This is a genomic window from Rhizobium sp. SRDI969 (assembly GCF_025152725.1).
Taxonomy (GTDB): Bacteria; Pseudomonadota; Alphaproteobacteria; order Rhizobiales; family Rhizobiaceae; genus Rhizobium; species Rhizobium leguminosarum_I.
The window spans coordinates 1,905,897-1,929,954 of record NZ_CP104035.1 but is presented as its reverse complement, the minus strand read 5'-3'; the positions used below and the strand labels follow the sequence as shown (position 1 = coordinate 1,929,954).

General features: G+C 60.7%; 22 protein-coding genes. 9 read left to right on the top strand and 13 right to left on the bottom strand.

Translation table 11 applies throughout. The annotated features are described in order from the left end of the window. Positions 1-20: 20 nt before the first annotated feature. Together N2A41_RS09745 and pcsA are read right to left on the bottom strand one after the other, a co-directional pair. Positions 21-1,001 carry a quinone oxidoreductase family protein gene (locus N2A41_RS09745; protein WP_260110814.1) on the bottom strand — a complete coding sequence of 327 codons (981 nt, stop codon included), beginning with the start codon at positions 999-1,001 and terminating at the stop codon, positions 21-23. Positions 1,002-1,011: 10 nt separating this feature from the next. Next, a complete protein-coding gene (gene pcsA / locus N2A41_RS09740; protein WP_222383931.1) occupies positions 1,012-1,740 on the bottom strand; it encodes a phosphatidylcholine synthase in 729 nt (242 codons plus the stop codon). Positions 1,741-2,090: 350 nt separating this feature from the next. Between pcsA and N2A41_RS09735 the strand changes: the two genes are divergently transcribed. After that, complete coding sequence (locus tag N2A41_RS09735) at positions 2,091-2,903, top strand: ferredoxin--NADP reductase (protein WP_017964255.1); 813 nt, start codon at positions 2,091-2,093, stop codon at positions 2,901-2,903. Positions 2,904-2,953: 50 nt separating this feature from the next. Here the strand turns inward: N2A41_RS09735 and N2A41_RS09730 are convergent, their stop codons facing one another. Next, a complete protein-coding gene (locus N2A41_RS09730; RefSeq protein WP_260110813.1) occupies positions 2,954-3,568 on the bottom strand; it encodes a GntR family transcriptional regulator in 615 nt (204 codons plus the stop codon). Between the two features lie 252 nt (positions 3,569-3,820). Between N2A41_RS09730 and N2A41_RS09725 the strand changes: the two genes are divergently transcribed. From N2A41_RS09725 to N2A41_RS09705, 5 genes are all read left to right on the top strand, one after another. Then, entirely contained in the window at positions 3,821-4,774 is a 954-nt protein-coding gene (locus N2A41_RS09725) for a LysR family transcriptional regulator (RefSeq protein WP_260110812.1), read from the top strand. 164 nt (positions 4,775-4,938) lie between these two features. Next, entirely contained in the window at positions 4,939-5,952 is a 1,014-nt protein-coding gene (locus tag N2A41_RS09720; protein WP_222383990.1) for an amino acid ABC transporter substrate-binding protein, read from the top strand. 50 nt (positions 5,953-6,002) lie between these two features. Continuing rightward, the gene (locus N2A41_RS09715) at positions 6,003-7,190 is read left to right on the top strand and encodes an amino acid ABC transporter permease (RefSeq protein ID WP_222383930.1); all 1,188 of its coding nucleotides are present in this window, start codon (positions 6,003-6,005) and stop codon (positions 7,188-7,190) included. A gap of 1 nt (position 7,191) precedes the next feature. Beyond that, positions 7,192-8,331, top strand: a complete 1,140-nt coding sequence (locus N2A41_RS09710) for an amino acid ABC transporter permease (protein WP_260110811.1) — start codon at positions 7,192-7,194, stop codon at positions 8,329-8,331. 143 nt (positions 8,332-8,474) lie between these two features. After that, entirely contained in the window at positions 8,475-9,701 is a 1,227-nt protein-coding gene (locus N2A41_RS09705) for a MalY/PatB family protein (protein ID WP_260110810.1), read from the top strand. 15 nt (positions 9,702-9,716) lie between these two features. Here N2A41_RS09705 and N2A41_RS09700 read toward each other — a convergent pair whose 3' ends face one another. The 5 genes from N2A41_RS09700 to N2A41_RS09680 form a co-directional block, all read right to left on the bottom strand. Then, positions 9,717-10,919 carry an ABC transporter permease gene (locus tag N2A41_RS09700; RefSeq protein ID WP_222383927.1) on the bottom strand — a complete coding sequence of 401 codons (1,203 nt, stop codon included), beginning with the start codon at positions 10,917-10,919 and terminating at the stop codon, positions 9,717-9,719. After that, the gene (locus tag N2A41_RS09695) at positions 10,909-11,625 is read right to left on the bottom strand and encodes an ABC transporter ATP-binding protein (RefSeq protein ID WP_017964247.1); all 717 of its coding nucleotides are present in this window, start codon (positions 11,623-11,625) and stop codon (positions 10,909-10,911) included. The genes N2A41_RS09700 and N2A41_RS09695 overlap by 11 nt, the downstream gene beginning before the upstream one ends. 12 nt (positions 11,626-11,637) lie before the next feature. Next, entirely contained in the window at positions 11,638-12,930 is a 1,293-nt protein-coding gene (locus tag N2A41_RS09690; protein WP_260110809.1) for an efflux RND transporter periplasmic adaptor subunit, read from the bottom strand. Positions 12,931-13,114: 184 nt separating this feature from the next. Continuing rightward, complete coding sequence (locus N2A41_RS09685; protein ID WP_170262558.1) at positions 13,115-13,489, bottom strand: GFA family protein; 375 nt, start codon at positions 13,487-13,489, stop codon at positions 13,115-13,117. A gap of 9 nt (positions 13,490-13,498) precedes the next feature. Beyond that, on the bottom strand, positions 13,499-13,708 hold the full coding sequence (locus N2A41_RS09680; protein WP_260110808.1) for a hypothetical protein: 210 nt from the start codon (positions 13,706-13,708) through the stop codon (positions 13,499-13,501). 378 nt (positions 13,709-14,086) lie between these two features. Here N2A41_RS09680 and N2A41_RS09675 point away from each other — a divergent pair, with 378 nt between their 5' ends. Then, on the top strand, positions 14,087-14,269 hold the full coding sequence (locus tag N2A41_RS09675) for a hypothetical protein (protein WP_017964243.1): 183 nt from the start codon (positions 14,087-14,089) through the stop codon (positions 14,267-14,269). A gap of 115 nt (positions 14,270-14,384) precedes the next feature. Here N2A41_RS09675 and N2A41_RS09670 read toward each other — a convergent pair whose 3' ends face one another. The 5 genes from N2A41_RS09670 to N2A41_RS09650 form a co-directional block, all read right to left on the bottom strand. Next, a complete protein-coding gene (locus N2A41_RS09670; protein WP_260110807.1) occupies positions 14,385-15,464 on the bottom strand; it encodes an ABC transporter ATP-binding protein in 1,080 nt (359 codons plus the stop codon). Positions 15,465-15,514: 50 nt separating this feature from the next. Further along, entirely contained in the window at positions 15,515-16,564 is a 1,050-nt protein-coding gene (locus N2A41_RS09665; protein ID WP_017964241.1) for a carbohydrate ABC transporter permease, read from the bottom strand. Continuing rightward, positions 16,561-17,598: a carbohydrate ABC transporter permease gene (locus tag N2A41_RS09660; protein WP_017964240.1), complete on the bottom strand. Its 1,038-nt coding sequence runs from the start codon at positions 17,596-17,598 to the stop codon at positions 16,561-16,563. The genes N2A41_RS09665 and N2A41_RS09660 overlap by 4 nt, the downstream gene beginning before the upstream one ends. Before the next feature lie 11 nt (positions 17,599-17,609). Next, on the bottom strand, positions 17,610-18,869 hold the full coding sequence (locus tag N2A41_RS09655; protein ID WP_260110806.1) for an ABC transporter substrate-binding protein: 1,260 nt from the start codon (positions 18,867-18,869) through the stop codon (positions 17,610-17,612). Positions 18,870-18,934: 65 nt separating this feature from the next. Then, positions 18,935-21,457, bottom strand: a complete 2,523-nt coding sequence (locus N2A41_RS09650; RefSeq protein WP_260110805.1) for a hypothetical protein — start codon at positions 21,455-21,457, stop codon at positions 18,935-18,937. A gap of 186 nt (positions 21,458-21,643) precedes the next feature. Here N2A41_RS09650 and N2A41_RS09645 point away from each other — a divergent pair, with 186 nt between their 5' ends. Continuing rightward, complete coding sequence (locus N2A41_RS09645) at positions 21,644-22,699, top strand: LacI family DNA-binding transcriptional regulator (protein ID WP_260110804.1); 1,056 nt, start codon at positions 21,644-21,646, stop codon at positions 22,697-22,699. Between the two features lie 246 nt (positions 22,700-22,945). Next, entirely contained in the window at positions 22,946-23,884 is a 939-nt protein-coding gene (locus N2A41_RS09640) for an IS110 family transposase (RefSeq protein WP_260110004.1), read from the top strand. Positions 23,885-24,058: the final 174 nt, after the last annotated feature.

The window sequence follows — 24,058 nt, the reverse complement described above, 5'->3', positions numbered from 1 at the left end:
CCAACCGGTCCGTTCGGATCTCATGGAATCAGCAGCGTCGTTCCTGTTGTTTTTCTTGTTTCCAGATCCGCGTGAGCCTGCCCAACGTCACGCAGCGGATAGGTTTGATTGATATTGATACGCACTTTGTTGCTTTGCACAATATCAAATAGCGCTTTCGCACTGTCGATCAGCTCCTGGCGCGCGGCGATGTAGGTGAAGAGTGTCGGCCGCGTCGCAAAGAGCGAACCCCTCTGCGCCAACATCGCCAGGGTGAAATTCTCGATCGGGCCGGAGGATTGGCCGAAGGAGGCAAAAAGGCCGCGCGGCTTCAGACAATCGAGCGACTGTGGAAAAGTATCCCGGCCGATCGAATCGTAGACGACATCGACGCCCTTGCCGCCGGTGATCTCACGAACACGGTCGACGAAGCTGTCGCTCTTGTAGTTGATCACGTGGTCGTAGCCATGGGCGAGCGCCAGCTCGATCTTATCTTCAGAGCCTGCCGTGCCGATGACGGTGGCGCCGAGCGCCTTTGCCCACTGGCCGGCGATCAAGCCGACCCCGCCGGCAGCCGCATGGAACAGCAGCACCGTCTCAGGGCCGACCTTGAAGGTGCGGTTCAAGAGATATTCGGTGGTCATGCCCTTCAGCATCATCGCCGCCGCCGTTTTAAGTTCTATGCCGTCCGGCACATGCACCAGATGACGCGCCTCGATATTGCGTTCAGCGCTATAGGCACCGTCGGCGCCGGCATAGGCGACACGGTCGCCAACCTTGAAATCCTCGACGCCGGGGCCGACCGACGTCACGGTGCCGGCGCCCTCCTTGCCGGTGACGAAGGGCAGATGCGGGGTCTTGTAGGTGCCGTTGCGGAAATAGACGTCGATGAAATTAAGCCCGACCGCCGCCTGTCTGATCTGCACTTCGCCCGCCGACGGCGGGGGAAGGTCGATCTCGACATAGTCGAAAACCTCCGGCCCGCCCGTCTTCGAAAATGAAACAGCCTGCGTTTTGGTCATCTTGCCTGTCCTATGCTTCGCGTCCAAGGGCGGGGAAGAATTGCAGCACCGCGCCGATGACGTAAAGATAGGCTCCGGTCACGATAAAGAGAATGAGCGCCCATTCGGGCGTGTCGAAATGCATCAGCAGCGAAAAAATGCCGAGCGCAGACCACAGGAAAAAGACGCCAAGATTGAGCGGGCGCAGCCTTTTGACCCGGACTGGGTGAAGGAAATTGATCGGCAGGAAGGTCAGCACCACCGAGACGATGACAACAGTGAGCGCCGTCGTGGCGCTGGCATCGATGACGAACAGCGTGAAGACGATCATGTTCCAGACGACGGGGAAACCGGAGAAGAAATACTCATCCGTCTTCATGCCAATATCGGCATAGTAGATGGCGCTGGAGACGACGATCATGCCGGCGGCGACGAAGGACCAGGGCTCGCCGATCATGCCGCTCTGATAGAGCGCGAAGGCCGGCAGAAGCACATAGGTGACGTAATCGATGATATTGTCGAGCGTATCGCCCGACCAGTTCGGCAGCACTTCCTTGACACGCACCTTGCGGGCGATCGGCCCGTCTATGCCGTCGACGAGAAGGGCGAGACCCAGCCACCAGAACATGTCGATGAAGCGGTGCTCGGCGGCGGCAACGACGCCGAGAAAGGCAAGGAAGGAGCCGGAGGCCGTCAGAATATGGACGGAAAAAGCGCGCATCTCCGCATAAGGAACACGCTTGTAGTTGAAAATCTTCATATTCCCCGACCGCCCTATCGCGCTCGCCCCGGCAAGCATCTTTTTTTCACCACCATCGCCGGACCCTGTTGCGGGTTCGACGTCGTAGGTGTTTGTTGTCGCATCATTTTTGCCGAAAACCGGCATCCGTTTCCGGCGTGCTGCTCTAATATGCATCCTTTGCCGGGCTTCGCCAGCGGGAAATACGACATTCTCCGCCCGCCTCCGGTCGGCCATTGAATCCTGACCATGACATGCATATTTCCCTTTAGAAGCGTCGCGTGGAATGGAATGCCTTTAATTCCGGCCGGATTTGTAATATCTCGCTCGCATTCGAAAGTTCATCCGACGAAACGGGATCCGCTACCGAAATGAACGCGCCTGCAAAGACCGAAGACTTCGCCTCGTCCATCCCCGCCGGCGTCTATGCCGAGACGGTGCTCGATGTCACGCACTATACCGACCGGCTCTTCCGCTTCACGATGACCCGGCCGCAGGGCTTCCGTTTCCGTTCCGGCGAATTCGCGATGATCGGCCTGATGGTCGAGGGCAAGCCGGTGTTCCGCGCCTATTCGATCGCCAGCCCCGCCTGGGCCGAAGAGCTTGAATTCTTCTCGATCAAGGTGCCGGACGGTCCGCTCACCTCCCATCTGCAGGCGATCAAGCCGGGCGACCAGGTGCTGATGCGCAAGAAGCCGACGGGCACGCTGGTGCTCGATGCGCTGACGCCCGGCCGTCGTCTCTACATGTTCTCGACGGGAACGGGCATTGCGCCTTTCGCCAGCCTGATCCGCGATCCCGAGACCTATGAGAAGTTCGAGGAAGTGATCCTCACCCATACGACGCGTGATGTCGCCGAGCTGAAATACGGCTTCGACCTTGTGCACGAGATCCAGAACGACGAGTTGCTGAAGGAAGTCGTCGGCGACAAGCTGCGCCACTATGCGACCGTCACGCGCGAGGATTTCGAATATCGCGGCCGCATCACCGATCTGATCTCTTCCGGCAAGCTGTTCACCGATCTCGGCGTGCCGCCGCTCGACCCGGCGATCGACCGCGGCATGATCTGCGGCTCCTCGGCCATGCTGAAGGACACCAAGGAACTGCTCGAGAAGGCCGGCCTCAATGAAGGCGCCAACAGCAAGCCCGCCGAATTCGTCATCGAGCGCGCTTTCGTCGGCTAAAGCATTTCTAACAATCTGATCTGTCAACGGCTCCGGAAACGGAGCCGTTTCTACGCGTGGCTGAGATAATCGATCAGCAGCGCCGTGGTAGCGCGCGCCTCATCCGGCCTGCCCTGATGGATGGCGCGAATGACGGCGACATGCAGCGCGATGGCACGATCCATGCGCTCCGGGTTTGCCTTGGAGTACCAGAGGCGACGCGAATGCGTCTGCACCGGGCCGAGCGCTGCCGTGATGAAGCCGTTCGGGCAGGCATCTTCGAGGACTTCGTCGAAGGCCTTGTCGGCGGCAAAGAAGCCGGCGAGATCGGCGCTGACAGCGCATTCCTCCATCGCGCGGGCGCAGTCGAGGAGGCGCGCGCGCTGCTCGTCGCTCGCATGTTCGGCGACGAGTCTTGCCGCGATCGGCTCCAACTCGCGGCGCACCTGCATGACATTGCGATGATCCTCAGGCGCGATCTCGGCCACCTGCAGCCCGACGCGCGGCTTGACCAGGATCAGCCCCTGCCAAGCGAGCTTTTGGATCGCCTCGCGCACCGGCGTACGCCCATGGCCCGCCATATCGATCAGCTGCTTCTCAGTGACCAGCGCGCCGGGCTTCAACGCCAGCGTCACGATCAGATGCTCCAGCGCCAGATAGGCAAGATGGCTCTGTGACGTCTGCATGCAAACAACCGCTCCCCCACTGATATATCAAATCCTGGCATGCTGGAAACCGCACGGCAAGCCGTACTGATAAATGAATGGAGGGTCTCAAGATTGAGTGCTCCGAGGAAGGGGAGTTCTTCGTGGCAGCGCGGATCGGCGGTCCGCGCCATTGAATCTCGAACAGAATTTGACCCCTTGTCACCTTACGGTTGTCATGCGCCTGGCGAAATGCTTCGATGCTCCTCATGAACCGGTTTCATGGAGCTCGCAATGTCTCCCGACAACGTTGACCTTAATCTCCTGCGCGTCTTGGATGTGCTGATGCGGGAGAGGAGCGTTACGCGCGCTGCCGATCAATTGGGCCGGACCCAATCCGCGGTCAGTCACTCGCTCTCGAAGTTGCGCATCATATTTAAGGACGAGCTGTTCACACGCGACGGCGGATTGATGAGGCCCACGCCTCGCGCATTGGAGCTTATCGGGGACCTATCTGACTCTCTCGGAAAAATTCGCAGTTTGATTGGGCGGTATAATGTCTTCGACCCTGCAACGACAGAACGAAAGTTTCGCGTGGGGCTCACTGACTATCATGCGATGATCTTCATCCCAGGCCTTATTCGAGAATTCTCCAGACAGGCGCCATATGCGACCCTGAATGTCATACCCGCCAACCGGGCTGAAGCTGAAAGCGCAGACTACTTCCGCCAAGTCGACTGCACTTTGACGGGCGCGAGTCTGAAGGACGACCCCAACCTGACTAAAACCGAGCTCGGACAGGACAGAATCCTGTGCGCTGTTTGGAGTGGTAGCCAGATCGCCAGGTCTCCATTAGGTTTGGAGCAGTATCTTTCGGCATCTCACCTTCAAATTTCCGCCGATGGTCTATCTGAGGGTTTGGCAGATGGTGCACTTAAAGAGCGTGGGCTTAGGCGAAAGGTCGTCGCAACCATTTCAAACTACTTAGTGATGCCGTTGGCGCTCAGGGGGACGGACCTGATCACGCATTGTGGCGACGGCATTTTTCAGATTCTTGACGAAGCAAACGAGATTACACTTCTCTCGCCGCCCATACCCATTCCTTCCGTCAGCGCAAATCTCGTGGTTCACCGGCAGATGGCTGCCGATCAGGGAATCCTTTGGCTGCGTCGCCTTATAACTGAACTGTATCACGCGGCCCAGATCAGCAAAAATGAAGCCATATTGGCAACCAACGTAATCGCGTGACGAGGAATGCCAACTAGGCAGTCAGTTTTGACGCATTCATCCGGATTCCAGTGCTCTGATATTGTATGAATTTCATTCATAAATTGGATGTCGACAATCAATTTGACAGATTGGCCTTCAGCCAGTCACCCTCTTTGGCAGAATTCAAAAAAGGGGATCCTTCAATGCGAAATTTAATCGCCGGTATTCTCGGCGCGGCAATTGCCGCTTCTGCATATCCCGTTTGGGCGGGAACTTTGGACGATGTCAAAGCAAAGGGCTTCCTCACATGCGGAACGAATCCGGCAACGGCGGGTTTCAGCGTTCCTGACAACGATGGGAAGTGGACAGGCTTCGTCGTCGACTACTGCCGCGCCGTGGCCGCTGGCGTTCTCGGCGATGCAACGAAGGTCAAGTTTATCCCGCTCAACGCCAAGGACCGGTTTACCGCGCTCCAATCCGGCGAGATCGACATCCTGGCTCATAATGCGACGTGGACGTCCTCGCGAGACACTTCCCTCGGCATCATCTTCGCTGGCACTTATTTTTATGATGGCCAGGGCTTCATGGTTCGCAAGTCGGAGAATATTCAGTCCGCCAAGGGTCTGGACGGCGCATCAATTTGCGTTTCGCAGGGGACTACCGCCGAATTGAATCTGGCCGACTATTTCCGCATCAACGGCATGACCTATAGTGCCGTCGGTTTTGCTGATGAAGAGGCTGTCATCAAGGCTTATGAGGAAGGACGTTGTGACGTTTTCTCCGCAGACACTTCGAGCCTGAACGCTGCGCGTATCCGTATGGCGAAGCCCGACGAGAACGTCGTGCTCCCGGAAATCATTTCGAAGGAGCCGCTGGGGCCCGCCGTCCGCCAAGGTGACGACCAGTGGCTGAACATCGCCAAGTGGACTCTCAATGTCATGCTTGCCGCAGAAGAGTTCGGCATCACCTCGAAAAACGTCGACGAGAAGAAAAATTCCGCCGATCCGAATATTCGCCGCCTCCTGGGCGTCGAAGGAAGCTTCGGCAAAGACGTCGGGCTCGGAGAGACCTGGTCTCAGGACATCATCAAGCAGGTTGGCAATTATTCCGACGTTTTCGAGCGTTCGATCGGCAAGGAATCTCCCTTGAAGATAGAACGTGGTGTGAATGCGCTCTGGAATGCCGGCGGCCTTCAATACGCACCTCCCATCCGTTGATACGAGGCCGCTAGGAGAATCGGCGGCCTCTTCGTAGTTGGGAGGAACCAATGGTTGACATTTCTCTGCCTATGCATGTGCGTAGCACCTTCTCTATCTATGACAAAAAGCTTCGCGGGATCGTCTATCAAGCTGCTTTGGCTGTAAGCTTGGCGGTGGTGCTCGCGGCGGTTACAACCCAAACTGTTTCGAACATGAAACGGCGCGGCATTCCTCTTAGCTTCGACTTCTGGAAACAGACTGCAGGCTTCCAGATCAATCAGACGCTGATCCCCTACGACACCCTGTCCACCTATGGACAGGCATTTTGGGTTGGCGTGGCAAACACACTCCTGGTCAGCGTAGTGGGAATCGTACTTGCCACAATCATTGGTTTCCTGATCGGCATTTCACGCCTTTCCAAAAACTGGATAGCCGCCAAGGTCGCGACCTCCTATGTCGAAGTCATTCGAAATATCCCGCTGCTGCTTCAGCTTCTGTTCTGGTACAACGCAGTCCTGAAGCCGCTGCCTGCGCCAAAGGCATCGATCTCCCTTCCCGGGGGAATCTACCTCAACAATCGTGGGATCATAATGCCCACGATTGAGCTTCAGGCGGGCGCCGGCTGGGTAGGTGTGGCAATCGTCGCCGGGGTGGCTGTCGCGATTGCGTTCGGAGCCTGCGCGCTGACGCTCCAGAAGCGAACAGGCAAGCAGCTTCCGGTCCTCCTTGTCACGATACTCGCTCTCGTCGGGCCGCCACTGCTTGCTTGTGTAGCCGTGGGCAGCCCCTGGACCTTCACCTATCCGGAGCTGAGGGGTTTCAACTTCCGTGGGGGCCAGCAGATCTACCCTGAGTTCGCGGCCCTGCTCATCGGCCTTTCTGTCTACACGGCGTCATTTATCGCGGAAATCGTTCGCGGTGGCATTCAAGCCGTTTCCAAAGGACAGACAGAAGCGGCCCACGCGCTCGGTCTCCCACAGGGCAAAACATTGCGACTGATTGTCATCCCGCAGGCTTTGCGGATCATCATCCCGCCTTTGACCAGTCAATATCTGAACTTGATCAAAAACTCGTCGCTTGCCGTTTTCATTGGTTATCCCGATCTCGTTCAGGTCTTTGCCGGCTCCGTACTCAACCAAACGGGGGCGGCGGTGCAGGTGATGGCCATAACGCTCGGGGTCTATCTCGTCATCTCCTTGAGCACATCGGCCGCCATGAACGGCTTCAACCAACGTTTTGCGCTCGTGGAGCGATAAGATGAATGAAACTCTTCATGTGCCGGCTGCATATCGATATGAATACATTCCTGCTGTCGCTCCGCCGCCCGGAATCCAGCCCGGCCCTATGACTTGGGCGCAGAAGAACCTGTTCTCCAGTCCCTTCTCATGCCTTTTAACCGTGTGTTTCACCGGGCTGGCGGTTTGGCTCGTTTGGCAATTCCTGAGCTTTGCCTTGATAAATGCCGTGTGGAGCGGTGACAGCGAAACCTGCCGTGCCAATCCAGACGGCGCATGCTGGTCGTTTGTCGCCGCTAAACTGAACTATCTAAGGTACGGCGCATATCCGGCAACCGAGCGCTGGCGGGTCGACGTAACGCAGCTGATTGGTGCTGCCTTGGTCGGGTGGCTCCTATGGCGGAGCGCCCCATGTCGCAACATCGCAGCACTGCTGTTCTTCGGAATTTATCCCATTGTTGCGTTTGCGCTGCTTCGTGGTGTGGAAACGATTGGTCTGACGGTCATAGACACAACGCTATGGGGCGGAATGATGATCACGCTCTTGATGTCCGTTGTAGGGATCGTGTTTTCGCTCCCGCTTGGGATCATCCTCGCACTCGGCAGACGTTCTGAGCTTCCAATCGTCAAGGCCGTCTGTGTCTTCTATATCGAGATTGTCCGAGGCGTACCCTTTATCACCGTGCTCTTCATGGCGAACTTCATGATGCCTCTGTTTGTGCCTGAGGCACTAACGCCCGATAGACTTTTGCGCCCAATGATCGGCACTGCCCTCTTCTCGGCGGCTTACATTGCGGAAGTAATTCGTGCCGGGCTGCAGGCTATCCCCAACGGCCAATATGAAGGGGCTCAGGCCCTGGGCGTCGGGTACTTCACGAGCATGAGGCTCGTCATCCTGCCTCAAGCGCTCGCGATCGTCATTCCCGGCATTGTTTCGACGTTCATTGGACTTTTCAAGGACACGACGCTCGTCGCAATCGTCGGCATAGCAGACTTTCTGCGAGCAGTCGAAACCGCCCGTATCGATCCGAACTGGGCGGGACCGACTATCTCGTCAACCGGTTATCTTTTTGCGGCGGTTATCTACTGGATCTTCTGTTTCGGGATGTCTCGCTATTCCATGTCCGTGGAAAGTCATCTCGCGCGCGCTCACAAATCATAGGAAGTGCGGATGTTGAACAATCCGAAGTAAACGCCGCTGGCGACATCACAGCCGCCGCCGGGCAGTTCCTGCGACAAATCCTGACGTGATTGTCCCGCTCTTTCAATGCGCGGCTCGCGCACACAAATACTAGGACTCAAACGATGACACAGTTCCATGCACCGGCGACCAGGAAACTGGGCGCCGAGGAGACGAATTTTGACGTTGTTCATGACCGCAGCCAATTCGGTTCGGCGAAATGGGCCAATCAGTGGGACGAATTCTCTCCCCGCGTCCAGGGCGACGGATTGATATCGCTCTGGACGGCCGACATGGATTTTCGTGCGCCGGAACCGGTGATTGCACGCCTGCGCGAGGCCGTTGATCACGGCATCTATGGCTATACCAAGCGCGATCCGCACCATTACGAAATCATAAAGTCCTGGTTCAAGCGCCGCCACGGCTGGAATGTGGATGTCGAGACGCTGCTTCCTGCTCCGGCAATCATGCCCTCCGTCGCAGCTATCTTGCGGACCTTTACCCAAGCTGGTGACAGCGTCATCGTCCAGGCACCAGTCTATTCTCCATATTTCCAAGTCGTCCGCGAGAATGGCAGGAAGCTCCTGATCAACCGCCTGAGACTTGCGAACGGTGCCTACGAGCTCGATCTGGAGGATTTCGAACGGCAAGCTGCGAACGGCGCCCGCGCGTTTTTATTGTGCAATCCGCACAACCCTGCCGGAAAGGCCTGGACACGTGAGGAGCTGAAGAGCCTTGACGCCATATGTGAGCACTACGGCATCCTGGTCATCTCCGACGACATTCACTGCGACATTCGACTAAGCGATCGTCCTCATATCGTATTCTCCTCTCTCGGTGACGCCGCGGCGGCAAAATCCTTCATCTGCACAGCACCGACCAAGACATTTAATTTGGCCGGTGTACCTGCGGCTACAGTTTCCGTCGCTGACCGGAAACGTCGGGAGGAGCTGTTCCAGGTCATGCAAGCATCGTTCATGCTGAACGCTCATTATTTCGGACGGCTGGCTCTTGAAGTCGCATATAGCTCGGGCGATCAATGGCTCGACAGCCTTACACCTTATGTTCGCGAGAACGTCGATCTCGTCTCGAGCGTAGCCGGCAACAATCTTCCGGGTATCACACCGATGCGACCCGACGCGTCATATCTGGTCTGGCTCGACGCGCGAGAGTTGGACGAAAAGGTGGAAGGAATCCATCGATTCTTCGTCGAACGGGCCGGGGTCAACCTCTATGACGGGCGCGTCTATGGGCCGGGTGGAGAAGGATTCATCCGCCTAAACGTCGGTTGTCCGCGCTCAATCCTCAAGGAAGCGCTCGGACGCATGGCACGCGCCCTCGCAGCGCTATAGCGCTTGCGGCGTCTCTTACTCGTGCCGCAGCGCCTCGATGGGGTTCAACTGCGCTGCCCTTCTCGCCGGGAAATAGCCGAAGATCATGCCGATCGCCGCGGAGAAGAGGAAGGCGACGGCGACCATCAGGGGGCTGAAGACGAAGGGGACTTTCAGCAGCGTCACGGCGCCGAAGCCGAGGCTCAACCCCAGCACGATGCCCGTGACGCCGCCGAACAGCGACAGCGCCACCGCCTCGACCAGGAACTGGGTGAGCACCTGGTTTTCGAGCGCGCCGATCGCCAGGCGGATGCCGATCTCGCGGGTCCGCTCGGTGACGGAGACCAGCATGATGTTCATGATGCCGATGCCGCCGACGAGCAGGCTGATCGCAGCGACGGCGCCAAGCAGGCCAGTCAGCAGCGTCGTCGTGCCGGTCATCGCCTCAGCGATCTGCGTCATGTCGTTGACGTTGAAATCGTCTTGGCGGCCGGGCACGATCTTGCGGCGCTCGCGCAGGAGATTTTCGACATCGGACTGCACCTTGGCTGTGGAGACGCCGTCGCGCGCCGAGATGATGATCTGCGGCACGTTGCTGTTACCGCTGATGCGCCGCTGGAACACCTTGACCGGCATGATGACGACATCGTCCTGGTCGTTGCCCATGCCGGACTGGCCGCGCTTGGCAAGCACGCCGATGACGGGGCACGAGACCTTGCCGACGCGGATCTGCTGGCCGGTGGGGTCGGCGCTGCCGAAGAGCTGCGACCGCACCGTTTCGCCAATGATGCAGCGCGCCTGGCCGCGTTCCTCGGCAGGGGTGAAATTGCGTCCAAGCGCCAGGTTCCAGTCCTGCGCGATGAAATAATCATTAGTGGTGCCGGAGACGCTTGTCGAATGGTTCTGGCCGCCGAAAATCACAGTCGCGGTGGACTGGTTGAGCGGTGCCACCGCCCTCAACCCGGTGATCTGGTCGCGGATCGCCGCGACGTCCTTGATGCCGAAGCGTTTGGCCTCGGAACTCGCCCGGCCGGGGCCGAACTGGCCGGGACGGACGAACAGCATGTTGGTCCCGAGCCGCGACAGCTCGGTCGAGACTTCCGCGGTCGTGCCATTGCCAATCGTCACCAGCGCGATGACGGCGGCAACGCCGATGACGACGCCGAGCACGGTCAGGAACGAGCGCAGCATGTTGCGGCTGATGGCGCGCAGCGCCAGCTTCAGCGTCTCAAAGAACATGATCCGACCTCCTCCGATGCTCGACCTCAGTCTCCAGCTTGCCGTCGACGAAACGCAGAAGCCGCTGCGCATAAGCGGCAATATCTGGCTCGTGGGTGACCATGACGATGGTGATGCCTTGCTCGCGGTTCAGCCGTGTCATCAGATCCATGATTTCGACGCTGGTCTTCGTGTCGAGATTGCCGGTGGGCTCGTCGGCAAGCAGCAAGGCCGGCTCGGTGACGATGGCGCGGGCAATGGCGACGCGCTGCTGCTGGCCGCCTGACAGCTCCTGCGTCTTGTGATGTTCGCGACCGGACAGCCCGACCAGCGCCAGGGCTTCGCGGGCCCTTTCGCGCCGCTCGCGCACCGCCATGCCGCGATAGATCAGCGGCAGTTCGACATTCTCGACGGCCGAGGTGCGCGACAGGAGGTTGAAGCCTTGGAAAACGAAGCCGAGCATGTGGCGGCGCAGCAGCGTCAGTTGGCTGCGGTCGAAGCCGCTGGTCGGAATGCCCTCGAAGATATAGTCGCCGGCGCTCGGCACGTCGAGACAGCCGAGAATGTTCATCGCCGTCGACTTGCCGGAGCCTGATGGGCCCATGATCGCGACGAATTCATGGGCGTTGATCGCGAGATCGACGTGGTCGAGCGCGCGGATCGCCGCCTCGCCCTCGCCATAGACTTTCGAGACCTGTCTGAATTCGATGAGCGGCGGGCTTGCCATCCGTCTCTCCGCCTAGTTCGCACGCGCCGTGGCGTCGATCACCAAAGCGTCGTCTTGCTTGATGTCGCCGGAGACGACCTGAGTGAACTGGCCGTCGGATGAACCGATCTGGATGACAACAGGCACCGGGCGGCCGTTGCGCAGCACCCAGACGCGGCGCTGCGTGCCCGTCAGCGCCGAACCGGCATTGTTGTTCCGCTGGCGGGGCGGGCCGAAGATACCGAAAATGCCGCGGCCGCGCCTTTCCGCCTGCGCAGGCGCATAGCGTAGCGCGGCGTTCGGCACCATCAGAGTATCCTTGACAGCCTCGACGGTGACGTCGGCCGTCGCCGTCATGCCGGGACGCAGCAGCAGATCGGCATTGTCGACCGACAGGACCGCCTTATAGGTCACGACATTGTTGACCACTTCGGAGGCGAAGCGGATCTGCTCGATCTCGGCGGGAAATGTCCGGTCGGGATAGGCGTCGACCGTGAACTTCGCCTTCTGGCCGACGGCGATCTGGCCGACATCGGCCTCGTCGACATCCACCTGCAGTTCCATCTTCTTCAGGTCGCCGGCGATGGTGAAAAGGATCGGTGCCGAAAGCGAGGCTGCGACCGTGGCGCCCGGATTGACGGAGCGGGTGAGGATGACGCCGTCGATCGGCGAGATAATCTTCGCCTTGGCGAGATTGACTTCGGCAAGCTGCAGGTCGGCCTCCGAGGCGAGGACCTCGGCCTCGTTGATCTGTTTGGCGGCGACGGCGGAATCATATTTGTAGCTGGCATCATCAAGGCTCTGCTGGGTGGAGACGTTGCTCCTGACCAGGCTCTTCAACCGCTCGAGCGAGGTGCTTGCCGATTGCATATCGGCATCGGCCTTGACGACGTTCGCCTTGGCCGAATTGAGCTTGGCGCGCGAGCTCTTCACATCGGCCTCGAGCTTGTTCGTATCGAGAAGGGCGAGCACTTCGCCTGACTTGACCGTGCTGTTGTAATCGACGTTGACGTCGCGGACCGTGCCGGACAGCTCGCTCGATATATCCACCTGCTCGGTCGGCTGCACGGAACCGGTGGCGGTGACAAGCACCGTCAGATCGCCGCGTCTTGCCGGCTGGGTAGCATAGTTCACTTCGCTTTGCCCGCGGCCCACATAGAAATAGGCAGCAACCGCTGCGGCAGCGATGAGGATCAGCAGGATGATCAGGCGTCCGCGCCAGCGGCTGCGCTTGCCTTGCCGTCCCGATGCGGCAAGGACCGCTGCGAGATCGGACGCTGCGCCTGTCTTTTCTCCGGTCTCGCTGCCGCTTACGATTTTGTTCATGTCGTCCTCGATCCGTCAGTGACCGCTTGCGGCCTCTGCGGCGAAATAATCATAGCGCAGATGAACCGGCGATTAGCGTTGCCGCCGAACTGGCACGGAATTGCAGATGGGTGAAATGAAATATTGGTAAGGAAAGTCAAGTTTCGGTGCGTTTGATCTCGATGGCGACGCGCTTTAGCGCCCGTCAGTTCGCATCCTCGGCAAATTGGCCCGCGCCGGGCAAGGGATGCAGCCACAGTTCGCGCCGCTTGATCCAGACTTCATAGCCAGGCGCAAGATCCGTCGGCGGGCTGTCAAGCGAGCCCAGACGGATTTCCGCCTCGTCATCCCTAAGGCAGAAAAGCCTGCTGCCGCAGACGGAGCAGAAGCTGCGGCCGGAGAAAGTGGCGACCTCGCCGCTGTGGGAGAAAGCCTGGCGCGGCCAGACCGCGAAGAAGGTGAAGGCGGAGCCACTCGATTTGCGGCAATCGGCGCAGTGGCAAAGGCCCGTGCGAAGCGGTTCGCCTTCCACCCTGTAGGCCACCGCCCCGCAAAGGCAGCTTCCGGTTCGGATCTTCATGTCGGACCGTCAGGCGTCGAGATTGGTCGGCAGGCGAGGCGGGCGCCGCTTTGCCGCCATCAACAGGTCGAGTTCGGTAGCCGACGGGCCGAACTTGTCGTAGAGGCGCCTTGCCTCCTTGTCATCCAACCGGTATTTCCTGGCAAATTCGCCGATGCTGTAGGGGCGGCCACGCAACACTCTTCGCGCCGGGGTCGCCGTATTCGGTGCGTCGGTCATGGTTTTCTCCTTTCGTCACGTCCCTTTTAAGGTAGAGCGAGCTGTCGATTTGAAAAGAGCCGGCGAGCCGCATCGAAGCTTCCGGCGCGGGTGGATGCGGTTGTTTTCCTGGAACCTTTTCGCCGATATGCGCATTTCAGATCGAGGTTGCGGGCCGCGCCAAGCGGACGCGGCGGTGCTGGAGAACATCGGGATTTTTCCGCTTTCTCCCGATGGCCAACGAAATGGCAGGCGAGCTCCCTGCCCGCCCGGCCTGCTTCCTCGCTCCTCGGCTCGAGCGGCGATCACGAAATGTTAAAATGCGGAACGCATGTACCAGAGCGAGGTTGTCCACCCGAGGTCGACGTGGCCTCAGTTCAAAATCCAAGGAGAAACCAAATGGCAAACCAAGGTGGAACCCACGAACAGCACGTCAAGGCTGGACAGCAGAGTCACAAGAATGACTCCAATACCCGCAGCGCCTCTTCAAGCGGCCGCGACGCGCAGTCCAGCGGAACCCGCGGCGGCAGCCATGAGCAGCATGTAAAGGCTGGTCAACAAAGCCATAAGAACAGCCAATAACGTTGTGCTGATATGAAATTCGGCCCGCGCTGCGGCGCGGGCCTTTGTTTGTCCGGCTCATTGTTCCACGCATGTCGTTATCGCATAACCGCTGCACACTTTTGCGCGCCATGCTTTAGGATAAACGCCTGCCGTCCTCGCCGAAGAGGTGGAGTACCTCGGGGTCGAGATGCAGCGGCAGGCTGTCGCCCGATTTCATCCGCTGCTGGCCGGCAAAGACCGCAATCAGCTTTTTCCCGCCTGCGTCGGCGTGGACGACGGTCTCCGAGCCCAGTTCCTCGACAAGAGTGACGCTTGTATCCAGCCGGCTTGCTGAGGCCGCATCGGCAAGGGTGATATGCTGCGGGCGGATGCCGATGCTGACCCTTTCGCCCGCCGGGCGTGCCTCCTTGGCAATGACGGAAAGGCGATGGCCGCCGGCAGTTTCGACCTCGGCCAAACCGTCCTCGTGACCGACAACCGCGCCTTCGAGGAAATTCATGTGCGGCGCGCCGATGAAGCCGGCGACGAAGCGGTTGGCCGGCCTATTGTACAGTTCCAGCGGTGTTCCTACCTGCTCGATCTTGCCGCTTCTCAACACGACGATGCGGTCGGCCAGCGTCATTGCCTCGACCTGATCATGGGTGACGTAGATCATCGTCGCCTTCAGGCGGGCGTGAAGGGCGGCCAGCTCAGCGCGCATGCTGACCCTGAGTTCGGCGTCGAGATTGGACAGCGGCTCGTCGAGCAGGAAGGCATCCGGCCGCCGCACGATGGCACGGCCGATGGCGACGCGCTGGCGCTGGCCGCCGGAGAGCTGGCCCGGGCGGCGCTGCAGGAAAGGCTCGATCTCCAGCATGCGCGCGGCGTCGGTAATGCGCGCTTCGATCTCGGCTTTCGCCACCTTGGTGTTTTCGAGACCGAAGGCGAGGTTTTCCCTGACGCTCATATGCGGATAGAGCGCATAGGACTGGAAGACCATGGCCAAGCCGCGATCGGCGGCGCTGATAGCGGTAACATCCTTGCCGTCAATGGCGATGCTGCCGCCCGTGGGCTTGTCGAGGCCGGCAATCAGGCGCAGCAGCGTCGATTTCCCGCAGCCGGAAGGGCCGACGAAAGCGACGAACTCGCCGTCGTTGACCTCAAGCGAGACATCGCGAATGACCTCGACGGCGCCGAAATTCTTGACGATGTTCCTGAGCTCGAGCCCGCTCATGCATTCTCCTGTTTCATATGGAAGCTGGCCTCTTTCAAATTATAGCTGGCCTATTTGAGCCCCGAGCCGGCAATGCCCGTGGTGATGAAGCGCTGCAGGAAGACGAAGATCAGCACGACCGGGATCATCGAGACGACGGTCATGGCGAGGATATAGTGCCATTGCACATTGAGTTCGCCGGCATAGACGTTGAGGCCGACCTGCAGCGTATAGAGTTCCTTGCGCGAGAGCACGATCAGCGGCCAGAGGAAGTCGTTCCAGCGCCAGACCACCGAGAAGATCGCCAGCACGGCGAGAGCCGGCGCCGACAGCGGCAGGATGATGCGCCAGTAGATCTGCCATTCGCTGGCCTTGTCCATGCGCGCAGCGTCGAGCAATTCGTCGGGGATCGTCAGCATGTATTGCCTGAGCAGGAAGACGCCCGTCGGGGTGGCGACGGTCGGCAGGATGACGCCCCAGAGGCTGTCGAAGAGGTTCAACGTGCCGATGACGGAATAGAGCGGTACGACGATGACCGAGAGCGGCACCATCAGCGTTGCCAGGATCATCAGCATGACGGCGGTGCGGCCGGGGAACTGGTATTTCGACAGCGCGAAGGCGGCCATGGAATTGACGAGCAGCGTAATCGCCGTCGCCATGACGGTGACGAAGACGGAGTTGCGTAGGAACAGGAAGAAATCGAAGCGCTGGAAAGGTTCGGTGTAGTTGCCGCCGGCGAATTCGACCTCACGGACCGGCGTGCGGTCCTTGATATTGACCTTGACGATTTCACCCGGCTGTTTCGGATCGACCATCTGCCCCATGATGCCGATGCGGCGCACTTCGGCGAGCACACGCGTGCTGCCATCCGGCATTGCGACATTATAGAGCGGCAACGGCTTGTCGTAGCCCGGCACCACCGCCTGTTCGGTGACGTAGGGCAGGAAGGACGGCGGGAACTCGGCAAGGGCGGCCGGCGTCTTGAAGGAAGAGAAGACCAGCCAAACGGCGGGCCCGAACATCAGGAAGACGCCTGAGACCAGCCAGATCCAGGTGACGACATCGGTCCAATGCCAGCCTCGGCCGCGGCGGCGGAGCAGAAATGCAGAGACAGCGCTCATTGGCGTGCTCCCTTCTTCTCGTTGCGGCTACTGACGCCGAGCTGAACCAGCGTCAGGATGACGAGCACGATGCCCATCAGGATCGAGGCGGCAGAAGCCAGTCCCGGATTGCGCAGCGAACTCGCAAAGCCGGTCTCGTAGATATATTGGGTGATGTACATGGTGCTGGTGCCCGGCCCGCCGCCGGTCAACACGAAGACCTCGTCGAAGATCTGCACGGCGCGGATCAGCGCCAGCACCAGGACGACGATGAGGTTCGGCATCAGCAGCGGCAGGGTGATCCGCCGGAAGATGCGGGTGGGGCTCGCCTTGTCCATTGCCGCCGCTTCGTAGAGGTCCCGCGGGATTGCCTGCAGGCCGGCGAGCAGGATCAGCGCATAAAAACCCATATGCGCCCAGACCGAGACGAAGACGGCGAAGAAGAAGGCCCAGAAACGATCGCTGAGCCAGGAGATGGGTTCGAAGCCGAAGGGGCTCAACGCATAGTTCAACAGGCCCTCGCGCTGCAGGATCCATTTCCAGATCAGGCCGACGACGACGGGCGACAGCAGCACCGGGAAGAAGAAGACGGCGCGCCAGAAGCCGCGATTGGAAAGCTCGCGGTTGAGAATCAAAGCTGTGGCGAGCGCCGCAATCAGCATCGCTGTCACCTGGAAAACGACGAAGACGGCGGTGTTGCGCACGGCCGCCCAGAAAGTGTCGGCCGCGCAGGTCGAGGGATCGAGATACGAACGGCAATCGAAGAGAATGCGGTACTGGTCGGCGCCGACATAGGTCCTGTTCGGCAGGAAGATGGCGCTGCCGCCCGTCGTCGAATAGATGAAGTTGATGACCAGCGGCAAGAGCACGAAAACAGAAAAGATCAGCATGTTGGGCGCCAAAAAGACGCCCGCCATGCCATTCAGCCCCGTCAGCTTCTGCCAGGCGCGCATGGGAATGTCGATGAGCCCCATGACAAGCCGGACAGACGCCGAGAGTGCCTGCTGTAGACCGGTTTTCACCGGTGGTTCGGAAGAAACCGTCTTCGCCGTCATCTGCTTTTCCGTCAGTTGCCGGCGACCTTGGCCTTGATGTCTTCGTCGATGCGGGCATAGGCGTCGTCGAGCTTCATTTCACCGGCGATCACCTGGCTGATGCGTGCGACGATGGCGCTGTAATAGGCATCCGACCACTTCCAGCCCGGCAGCTTCATGGCCGGTGCCGCCGTCTGGCCGGCCGCTTCGACGAAAGCCTTCAGCGCCGCCTGCACATGCGGATTGTCGGTCTTGAAGTCCAGCTGGCCGGAGGCGACGCCTTTGTGCGCCGGGATGAACAGGCTGCGCTCGGCAAATTCCTTCTGCACATCGGCGCTTGCCAGGTAATCCATCACCTTGGCGACATCTTTCGGGTTCTTCGTGTACTTGACGGCCACCAGACCCGCACCACCCTGCATGCCGGAGCATGCCACCGGGCCGCAGGGGCTTCCCGTCACGACCCAGTCGAAATTATCGCCGATCTTCTGGGCGAAGCCCGAAACCTGCCAGCTGCCGGAATAAAGATAGGCGAGGCCACCATTGATGAAGTCCTCGGCAGCAGAGCGGTAGGTTGAGCCGGCAGCACTCACCCAGACGTCCTTGTTGATGATGCCCTCCTCGTTCCACTTGACGAAGCGGCTGAGGAAGTCCTTGGCGCCCTGATCGAGCGGCGCGGGCTTGCCGTCGGCGGCGATGTAGTTGGCGCCGTAGGAGATGTTCGGGCCGGAGACGCGGTGGCCGGAGCGGTCGATCGCCATGGCGAAGACCTTCTGGCTGTCGGCGACCTTCTTGGCTGCTGCCGCCCAGTCGTCCCAGGTGGCCTTCGGACCGGGAATTTCAACGCCGGCCTGCTCGAACAGTGTCTTGTTGGCGAAGCCCCCGGTCAGCGTCAGCTGCGTCATGAAGCCGGTAATGGCATTTGAGCCATCGGGACGCATCCAGTCAGCTTGGGCGCCGAAATTATCGTCCCAATATTTCGCGTCGGTGAGGTAGGGGCGCAGATCGAGCCAGTGCTGCGCCGGCGCCTTCAGGTTGGTGACACGGGCGATATCCGGCCCCTGCCTGGCTTCAAGCTGCACCGGCAGCTGTTCCTTGACGACATTGTAGGAGACTTCGTCGAGGATGACGTTGACGTCGGGGTTGGCCTTCGAGAAGCGCGAAAGCAGATCCTTGATCACCTCGCCTTCGCCGCCGTCGGAATACCACATGATGCGCACGTCGCCGGCATGGGCGGCAACGGAACTCAAGAGAACTGCAGCAAAAGCCGCGCCGATCGATTTCATTCTGGTCATTTTCTCCTCCTCTTGACCGATGAATTCCTGTGTCCGGCCGGTCCTCCACCTGCCGGACACGTCGTCTACGAGGCCGCGCGCCGAGGCTGCCTGCCCGGTATCTTCAGATGTACCGCGTCTCCCCGCACCGGCCAGTCCGTCGGACGAAGAATGCGGCCTTCGGCGCGCACGGTGCCGTTCTCTTCGAAGACGACCGGGCCATAATCCGGATCGATAACGATCAAGGCGCCCTCGTCGTCGCGGCGGGCCGAGAGCGTGGCGAAACGCGCCTGCATGCCGTCAAGATCAGCCTCGCGCCCGAGATCGGAGAGACGGACGATCCAGCGGCCCTTGCGGCCGGACAGCCGCAGCTCGATATCCGTCGTCGGCCCTTGCCTTACCGGCTCCAGCGCGCCGTTGCCGATCAGCATCGCAATGCCGTCGCCCGACCGAGCGAGCGCCAGATTGCCGTCAACCACCGTGTCGTCGAAAGCCTCGAGCGGGAACCAGGCATGGGTGAAATCCGGCTGGCCCTCATGGATCTCGAAATCGAGGATCGCCAGATCGCGATACTGATGCACGCGCGGCAGTGTTCCACAGCCGCCCCAGAAGCTCGGCCGGCCATACCCGAACTGGATGGTTTCGCCGGGATGATTAATCCAGATCTGCGCTTCCGGCCGGGTTCCCAGACGCAGATGCAGCACCGTCTCCTGGTAGCCCCAGGCGCCGGGACGATAATGGGCGATCGTGCCGAGCGCGGTGTCGCGGGTCTTATAGTGGTAGAGGGCGGCGAAACGGTTCTCGCCCTGGGAAAAGGTCCATTCCTGCGCATCGTCCGACTGATGCGCGGCGATTTCGGCCAGCGCTTCTGGAAAACGCAGGCCATGATCGCGAATGCAGACGGCCAGCTGCGGCAAAGCGTGGACACGCCGGCCGTACCAGCCGCGGCCCCAGAGCAGCCGGGCGATGGCGGAGAGTTCGACCGATCGGCCGGGGCGCAGCGTATGTTCGTAGGAACGGCCCTGGCTGCCGGTCAGCATGCCGTGATGGGCCGAGCGGGCAACGATCTCCATCAGGCGGACGATGCTGGAACTTGCCCGGTTGCGGATCGTCTCATCCGACGCGCAGGCGGCGAGCGCCGTCAGCCCCTTGAGATCGATCGGGAAATAGGGAACGGAATTCCACTCGGCCATTTCCCAGCGCTCGAAGTGATCGAGCCAGGCGCGGACACGTTCTTCGCCGACCCGCATCTGCTCGGCGCCGGTGCGGCCGGAACGGACGAAGACGGCATCGGGGAACAACCTGCCGCCGAGATAGGCGGCCGTATGGAAGAGAAGCGCGTGGTTTTCCGAGAAATACCACTGAACGTCGTTGCCGGGCTCATCCATCCAGTAGCGGTAATTGAGGACGGCGTGCTCGATCCTGTCGCGCAGCGCCGGTGATAGCAGATCGCTCCAGCGGGTATAGGCAAAGAGCAGCGGCACCAGCACGAAATCGGCGCAGTCGTGACAATCCTCGATGACCGGCAGCATGGCCGAGATCATCGCCTCGGTTTCCTCGCCGCCCTGCCCCAGCGCAAGACGGGCGAAAGCACAGACCGTATCGGGTTCGGAATGGGCGGCAACCTCGGCCAGCGCCTCGGCGACGCGGTCCTCAAGGGCGGCGGGTGCCTCCCCCTGGCGCTCGGGATGACAGATCTCGACGCCGAGCGTGCGACTGAGCGAAAGCGCGCCTGTTGTGAAGGTGATGCGGAAATGGCGGAAATCGGCGGGCATATCAGCCGAGGTTCCGAGCGTCAGTTTCGTTGCTCCCGCTTCCAGCTCGAAATCATAATCGAAGCGCTCGATCGACATGAAGTCGCCTTCGATCTCGACATGGCTGCTTAGCGCCACCGGCAGCGGCGCGGGGAAAAGGATCGTCACGTCTTCGCCGAGATAGGCGGTGCGGTCGAAGCGCATGCCTTCGAGGATCGCCTCCAGCACATCCGCATTACCGGCGGCAACGGGAACAGGCAGGGCAGTTTCAACTTCCGGCCCTTCGACATAATCCAGCTGGAAATAGAAACGGGCGTCGCGCTCGGCGAGATCGTCGAAATAGACGCGGATCTCGTTGAGGCCGGCGACCAGATCGACCTCGAAGAGCTGCTGGGCTTCGAGATTGCGCGCATAAGGCGCCATGAAGCCCTGCTCGCGGCCATTGACGAAGAGGATCGCGCCGCCGCAGGTCGACAGGCGAAGCGTGGCAGACCCCGCCGAGCGGGCATCGAGGAAGGTGCGCGCCCAGCAGCCGATGCGTGTCGGGCGAAACCAGAAGCCGGAAAGATCGACGCGCGGGGAGGCAAAAGGAAGCCACCAGCGGACGGCCTCGAATTCGGCAGCCGGCTGCGGCCGTCGGCCGGAGAAGGATTTTTTGAATTCGGTGCGGCAGGGATATTCATGCGGGATGAAATTCTTCGTCTTGGTGACGAAGAAGAACGGATCCATGCTGCCTTCCATCGGACGATCGGCGACGTCGTAGCGCTGCTGCCACAGATGGGCGAGCTGCCAGTAGACGATCGGGCTGGCCTTCGCCGTTGAACGGCGGAGATGGGATTGCTGCTCAGCGGTCATATTTCAGCCCGCTCAAGCCTTGGGACGCCGGGTAAAACACCGACGCTTGGACTGGCCGTCTTGCCACATTTCAAAGCCTCCCTGCTCTGCCGCTTGTCGCGGACTCCTCAAGGACAATTGTGCATAGGCATTCCATTTGCGCAATCTGAAAGATTTTTGCATAGTAGCTGGGAGCGAGGAGACGACATGGCGGCGGAAGAGAAAAAAGGCAGGCGGACACGCCTCGACGACATTGCGGCCAGATGCGGCGTCTCGATCAGCACGGTGTCTCGTGCGCTGGCCGGCGAAAAGGGCGTCAGGCCGGAGATCCGCAAGCTGGTGCTGGAAACGGCAAGCGCCGTCAGCTACGCGCTGCCGGCGAGCGTTGCCGGCAAGAAGGTCATGCTCGTCGCCTCCGGCGCGGCGATGATCGACTATGTCCGCAACCAGTTCACGCTCTATGTGCTCGAAGGATTGAACGCGCGTGCCGCCGTCCTCGGCGTCGAACTGGCGATACGGCCGGTCGCCGACAACGGGGATGAGGTCCGCGTCCTCGCCGAGATGCGGGATGATCCCAGCTTCGGCGGCATGCTGATCCTGACCGTCGACGAAGAGGAGATGCTGGCGGCGGCCGCTGATCTCGGAAAGCCCGTCGTGCTGGTCAACAGCGACGATCCCTATATGCGGCTTTCGAGTGTGACGCCCTGCAATCGCTCGGCCGCCTTCATCGCCGCCGAGCGGCTGATCAAGGCCGGGCATGAACGCATCCTGTTCATGCTGAGGCCGGGACGGCGGACGATCGAGCGGCGCCTCGAAGGCTGGCGCGATGCCCTGCAGCATCATGGGCTGGCCGCCGATGCCGATCTGGTGCTCGAGGTTGAAGACTGGTTGCCGGAACTCGGCGCCGAAGCGGTCACCCGTCTTATCCGCGAGAAAGGCCTCTCCTTCACCGCCATCCTGACGGCTGGCGACAGTCTGGCCAACGGCGCGGTGCGCGGACTGCAGGCGATGGGTTATGCCGTGCCGCAGGACATCTCGGTGATGGGCATAGACGACCTGCCACAGTCGGCCTTTCTCAATCCGCCGCTCTCGACGGTGCATATTCCGATGCGCGAACTCGGCGCCACCGCGCTCGATCTGCTGCGCGACATGATGCTCGGCCTTGCGGCCCCACGGCGGCGGGTCGAGCTTGCCTGCCATCTCGTCGAAAGGGGCAGCGTCGCGGCGGTCAGGCATGTCGGTGCCGTGACGGAAGAGCGCTGAGGATTCTATGCCGGAGGATAGTCTGCTCTGGAGATTGTCGATGGCAGCCCCTTGTATCTGCATGTTAGATTTTATGTGCGATGGAAGCGATTGAGCCTCTGGCTGGGTGGCCACCCAGCCAGAGGCGTGACGAAGTCGCCCGTTTCCCCCTCCGGTTACAACCGTGGATGAGCCTGGGATCTTCGTCATCGTCACGTACGACCGAATAGTCGCTTGGCTTCAACCGCACGCACAAGGCAGGTTACCGTGAACAGAGTTATATGTGGAGTGGATGTTTCGAAGGACTGGCTGGATGCGTTTATCCGCCCGTCCGGGGTTTTTGAGCGTTTCAGCAACGATGCGGCCGGCATCGGCGCGCTGGCTGCGCTCTGCCGGGAGCAGGGTGTCGAGCTCGTCGTCATGGAGGCGTCGGGCGGCTACGAGCGTTCGGCCTTCCTGCTGTTGTGGGAGTTGGGGATCGCCTGCGCGCTTGCCAATCCGCGCCATGTGCGCCGCTTTGCCGAGGCCATGGGCTTTCTGGAAAAGACCGACCGGATCGATGCGGCGATGATCGCCGATTATGCCGAGGCCAGGCGGCTGTCTGCCCTGCCGCCGCCGAAAGCCGCGCAGCTGCGGCTGTCGGCGCTGATGACGCGGCTGTCTCAGGTCACCAGCGATCTGACCGTCCAGAGGCAGCGCCGCAGTGCTGCCCGCGATCAGCAGAGTGTGGCAAGCCTCGACGAAGTGATCGCGCTTCTGGTGCGCCAGAGCCGCACCCTTGAGGGCGAGATTGCCTCGATGATCGACGACGATCCGCTCTGGGCCTGCCTCAACCAAGCCTTTCGCTCGATCAAGGGGGTGGCGGACCGTACCGTTGCCCGGCTGATGGCCGAACTGCCCGAAATCGGCCGAATCTCCAACAAGGCGATCGTCAAACTGGCCGGCCTGGCGCCGATTGCCAACGATAGCGGCAAACGCAGCGGACCCCGGCCGGTGCGCCGCGGGCGCTCCGGACCGCGTGGCATCCTGTTCCTGGTCGCCGCCACCGCGGCCAGGTACGATCCGCATTTGGCTGCCTTCAGGCAAAGGTTGCAGAGCGCTGGCAAGCCAAAAATGGTTATCCGCATTGCGCTCGCCCGAAAACTGCTGGTCATTCTCAATGCAAAAGCACGGGATGCGCGAAGAGAATTCGAATGCGCAACTTGACAACCCAGATAGTCGCTCATCCGGCTGCCGCCACCTTCTCCCCGTAAACGGGGCGAAGGGACCATGCCGCGACCTCTCCGCTCCCTCCTCGCTCTCGCAGGGCACGTCCCCTCGCCCCGTTTTTACGGGGGTCCGCAGGACGGGTCGAGACCAGTGGCTCGACCCCGCTAAGGT

Excerpts from the sequence above, each read along its gene's own strand:
- N2A41_RS09745 (WP_260110814.1), bottom strand. The coding sequence starts at position 1,001 with ATGACCAAAACGCAGGCTGTTTCATTTTCGAAGACGGGCGGGCCGGAG.
- pcsA (WP_222383931.1), bottom strand. The coding sequence starts at position 1,740 with ATGAAGATTTTCAACTACAAGCGTGTTCCTTATGCGGAGATGCGCGCT.
- N2A41_RS09735 (WP_017964255.1), top strand. The coding sequence starts at position 2,091 with ATGAACGCGCCTGCAAAGACCGAAGACTTCGCCTCGTCCATCCCCGCC.
- N2A41_RS09730 (WP_260110813.1), bottom strand. The coding sequence starts at position 3,568 with ATGCAGACGTCACAGAGCCATCTTGCCTATCTGGCGCTGGAGCATCTG.
- N2A41_RS09725 (WP_260110812.1), top strand. The coding sequence starts at position 3,821 with ATGTCTCCCGACAACGTTGACCTTAATCTCCTGCGCGTCTTGGATGTG.
- N2A41_RS09720 (WP_222383990.1), top strand. The coding sequence starts at position 4,939 with ATGCGAAATTTAATCGCCGGTATTCTCGGCGCGGCAATTGCCGCTTCT.
- N2A41_RS09715 (WP_222383930.1), top strand. The coding sequence starts at position 6,003 with ATGGTTGACATTTCTCTGCCTATGCATGTGCGTAGCACCTTCTCTATC.
- N2A41_RS09710 (WP_260110811.1), top strand. The coding sequence starts at position 7,192 with ATGAATGAAACTCTTCATGTGCCGGCTGCATATCGATATGAATACATT.
- N2A41_RS09705 (WP_260110810.1), top strand. The coding sequence starts at position 8,475 with ATGACACAGTTCCATGCACCGGCGACCAGGAAACTGGGCGCCGAGGAG.
- N2A41_RS09700 (WP_222383927.1), bottom strand. The coding sequence starts at position 10,919 with ATGTTCTTTGAGACGCTGAAGCTGGCGCTGCGCGCCATCAGCCGCAAC.
- N2A41_RS09695 (WP_017964247.1), bottom strand. The coding sequence starts at position 11,625 with ATGGCAAGCCCGCCGCTCATCGAATTCAGACAGGTCTCGAAAGTCTAT.
- N2A41_RS09690 (WP_260110809.1), bottom strand. The coding sequence starts at position 12,930 with ATGAACAAAATCGTAAGCGGCAGCGAGACCGGAGAAAAGACAGGCGCA.
- N2A41_RS09685 (WP_170262558.1), bottom strand. The coding sequence starts at position 13,489 with ATGAAGATCCGAACCGGAAGCTGCCTTTGCGGGGCGGTGGCCTACAGG.
- N2A41_RS09680 (WP_260110808.1), bottom strand. The coding sequence starts at position 13,708 with ATGACCGACGCACCGAATACGGCGACCCCGGCGCGAAGAGTGTTGCGT.
- N2A41_RS09675 (WP_017964243.1), top strand. The coding sequence starts at position 14,087 with ATGGCAAACCAAGGTGGAACCCACGAACAGCACGTCAAGGCTGGACAG.
- N2A41_RS09670 (WP_260110807.1), bottom strand. The coding sequence starts at position 15,464 with ATGAGCGGGCTCGAGCTCAGGAACATCGTCAAGAATTTCGGCGCCGTC.
- N2A41_RS09665 (WP_017964241.1), bottom strand. The coding sequence starts at position 16,564 with ATGAGCGCTGTCTCTGCATTTCTGCTCCGCCGCCGCGGCCGAGGCTGG.
- N2A41_RS09660 (WP_017964240.1), bottom strand. The coding sequence starts at position 17,598 with ATGACGGCGAAGACGGTTTCTTCCGAACCACCGGTGAAAACCGGTCTA.
- N2A41_RS09655 (WP_260110806.1), bottom strand. The coding sequence starts at position 18,869 with ATGACCAGAATGAAATCGATCGGCGCGGCTTTTGCTGCAGTTCTCTTG.
- N2A41_RS09650 (WP_260110805.1), bottom strand. The coding sequence starts at position 21,457 with ATGACCGCTGAGCAGCAATCCCATCTCCGCCGTTCAACGGCGAAGGCC.
- N2A41_RS09645 (WP_260110804.1), top strand. The coding sequence starts at position 21,644 with ATGGCGGCGGAAGAGAAAAAAGGCAGGCGGACACGCCTCGACGACATT.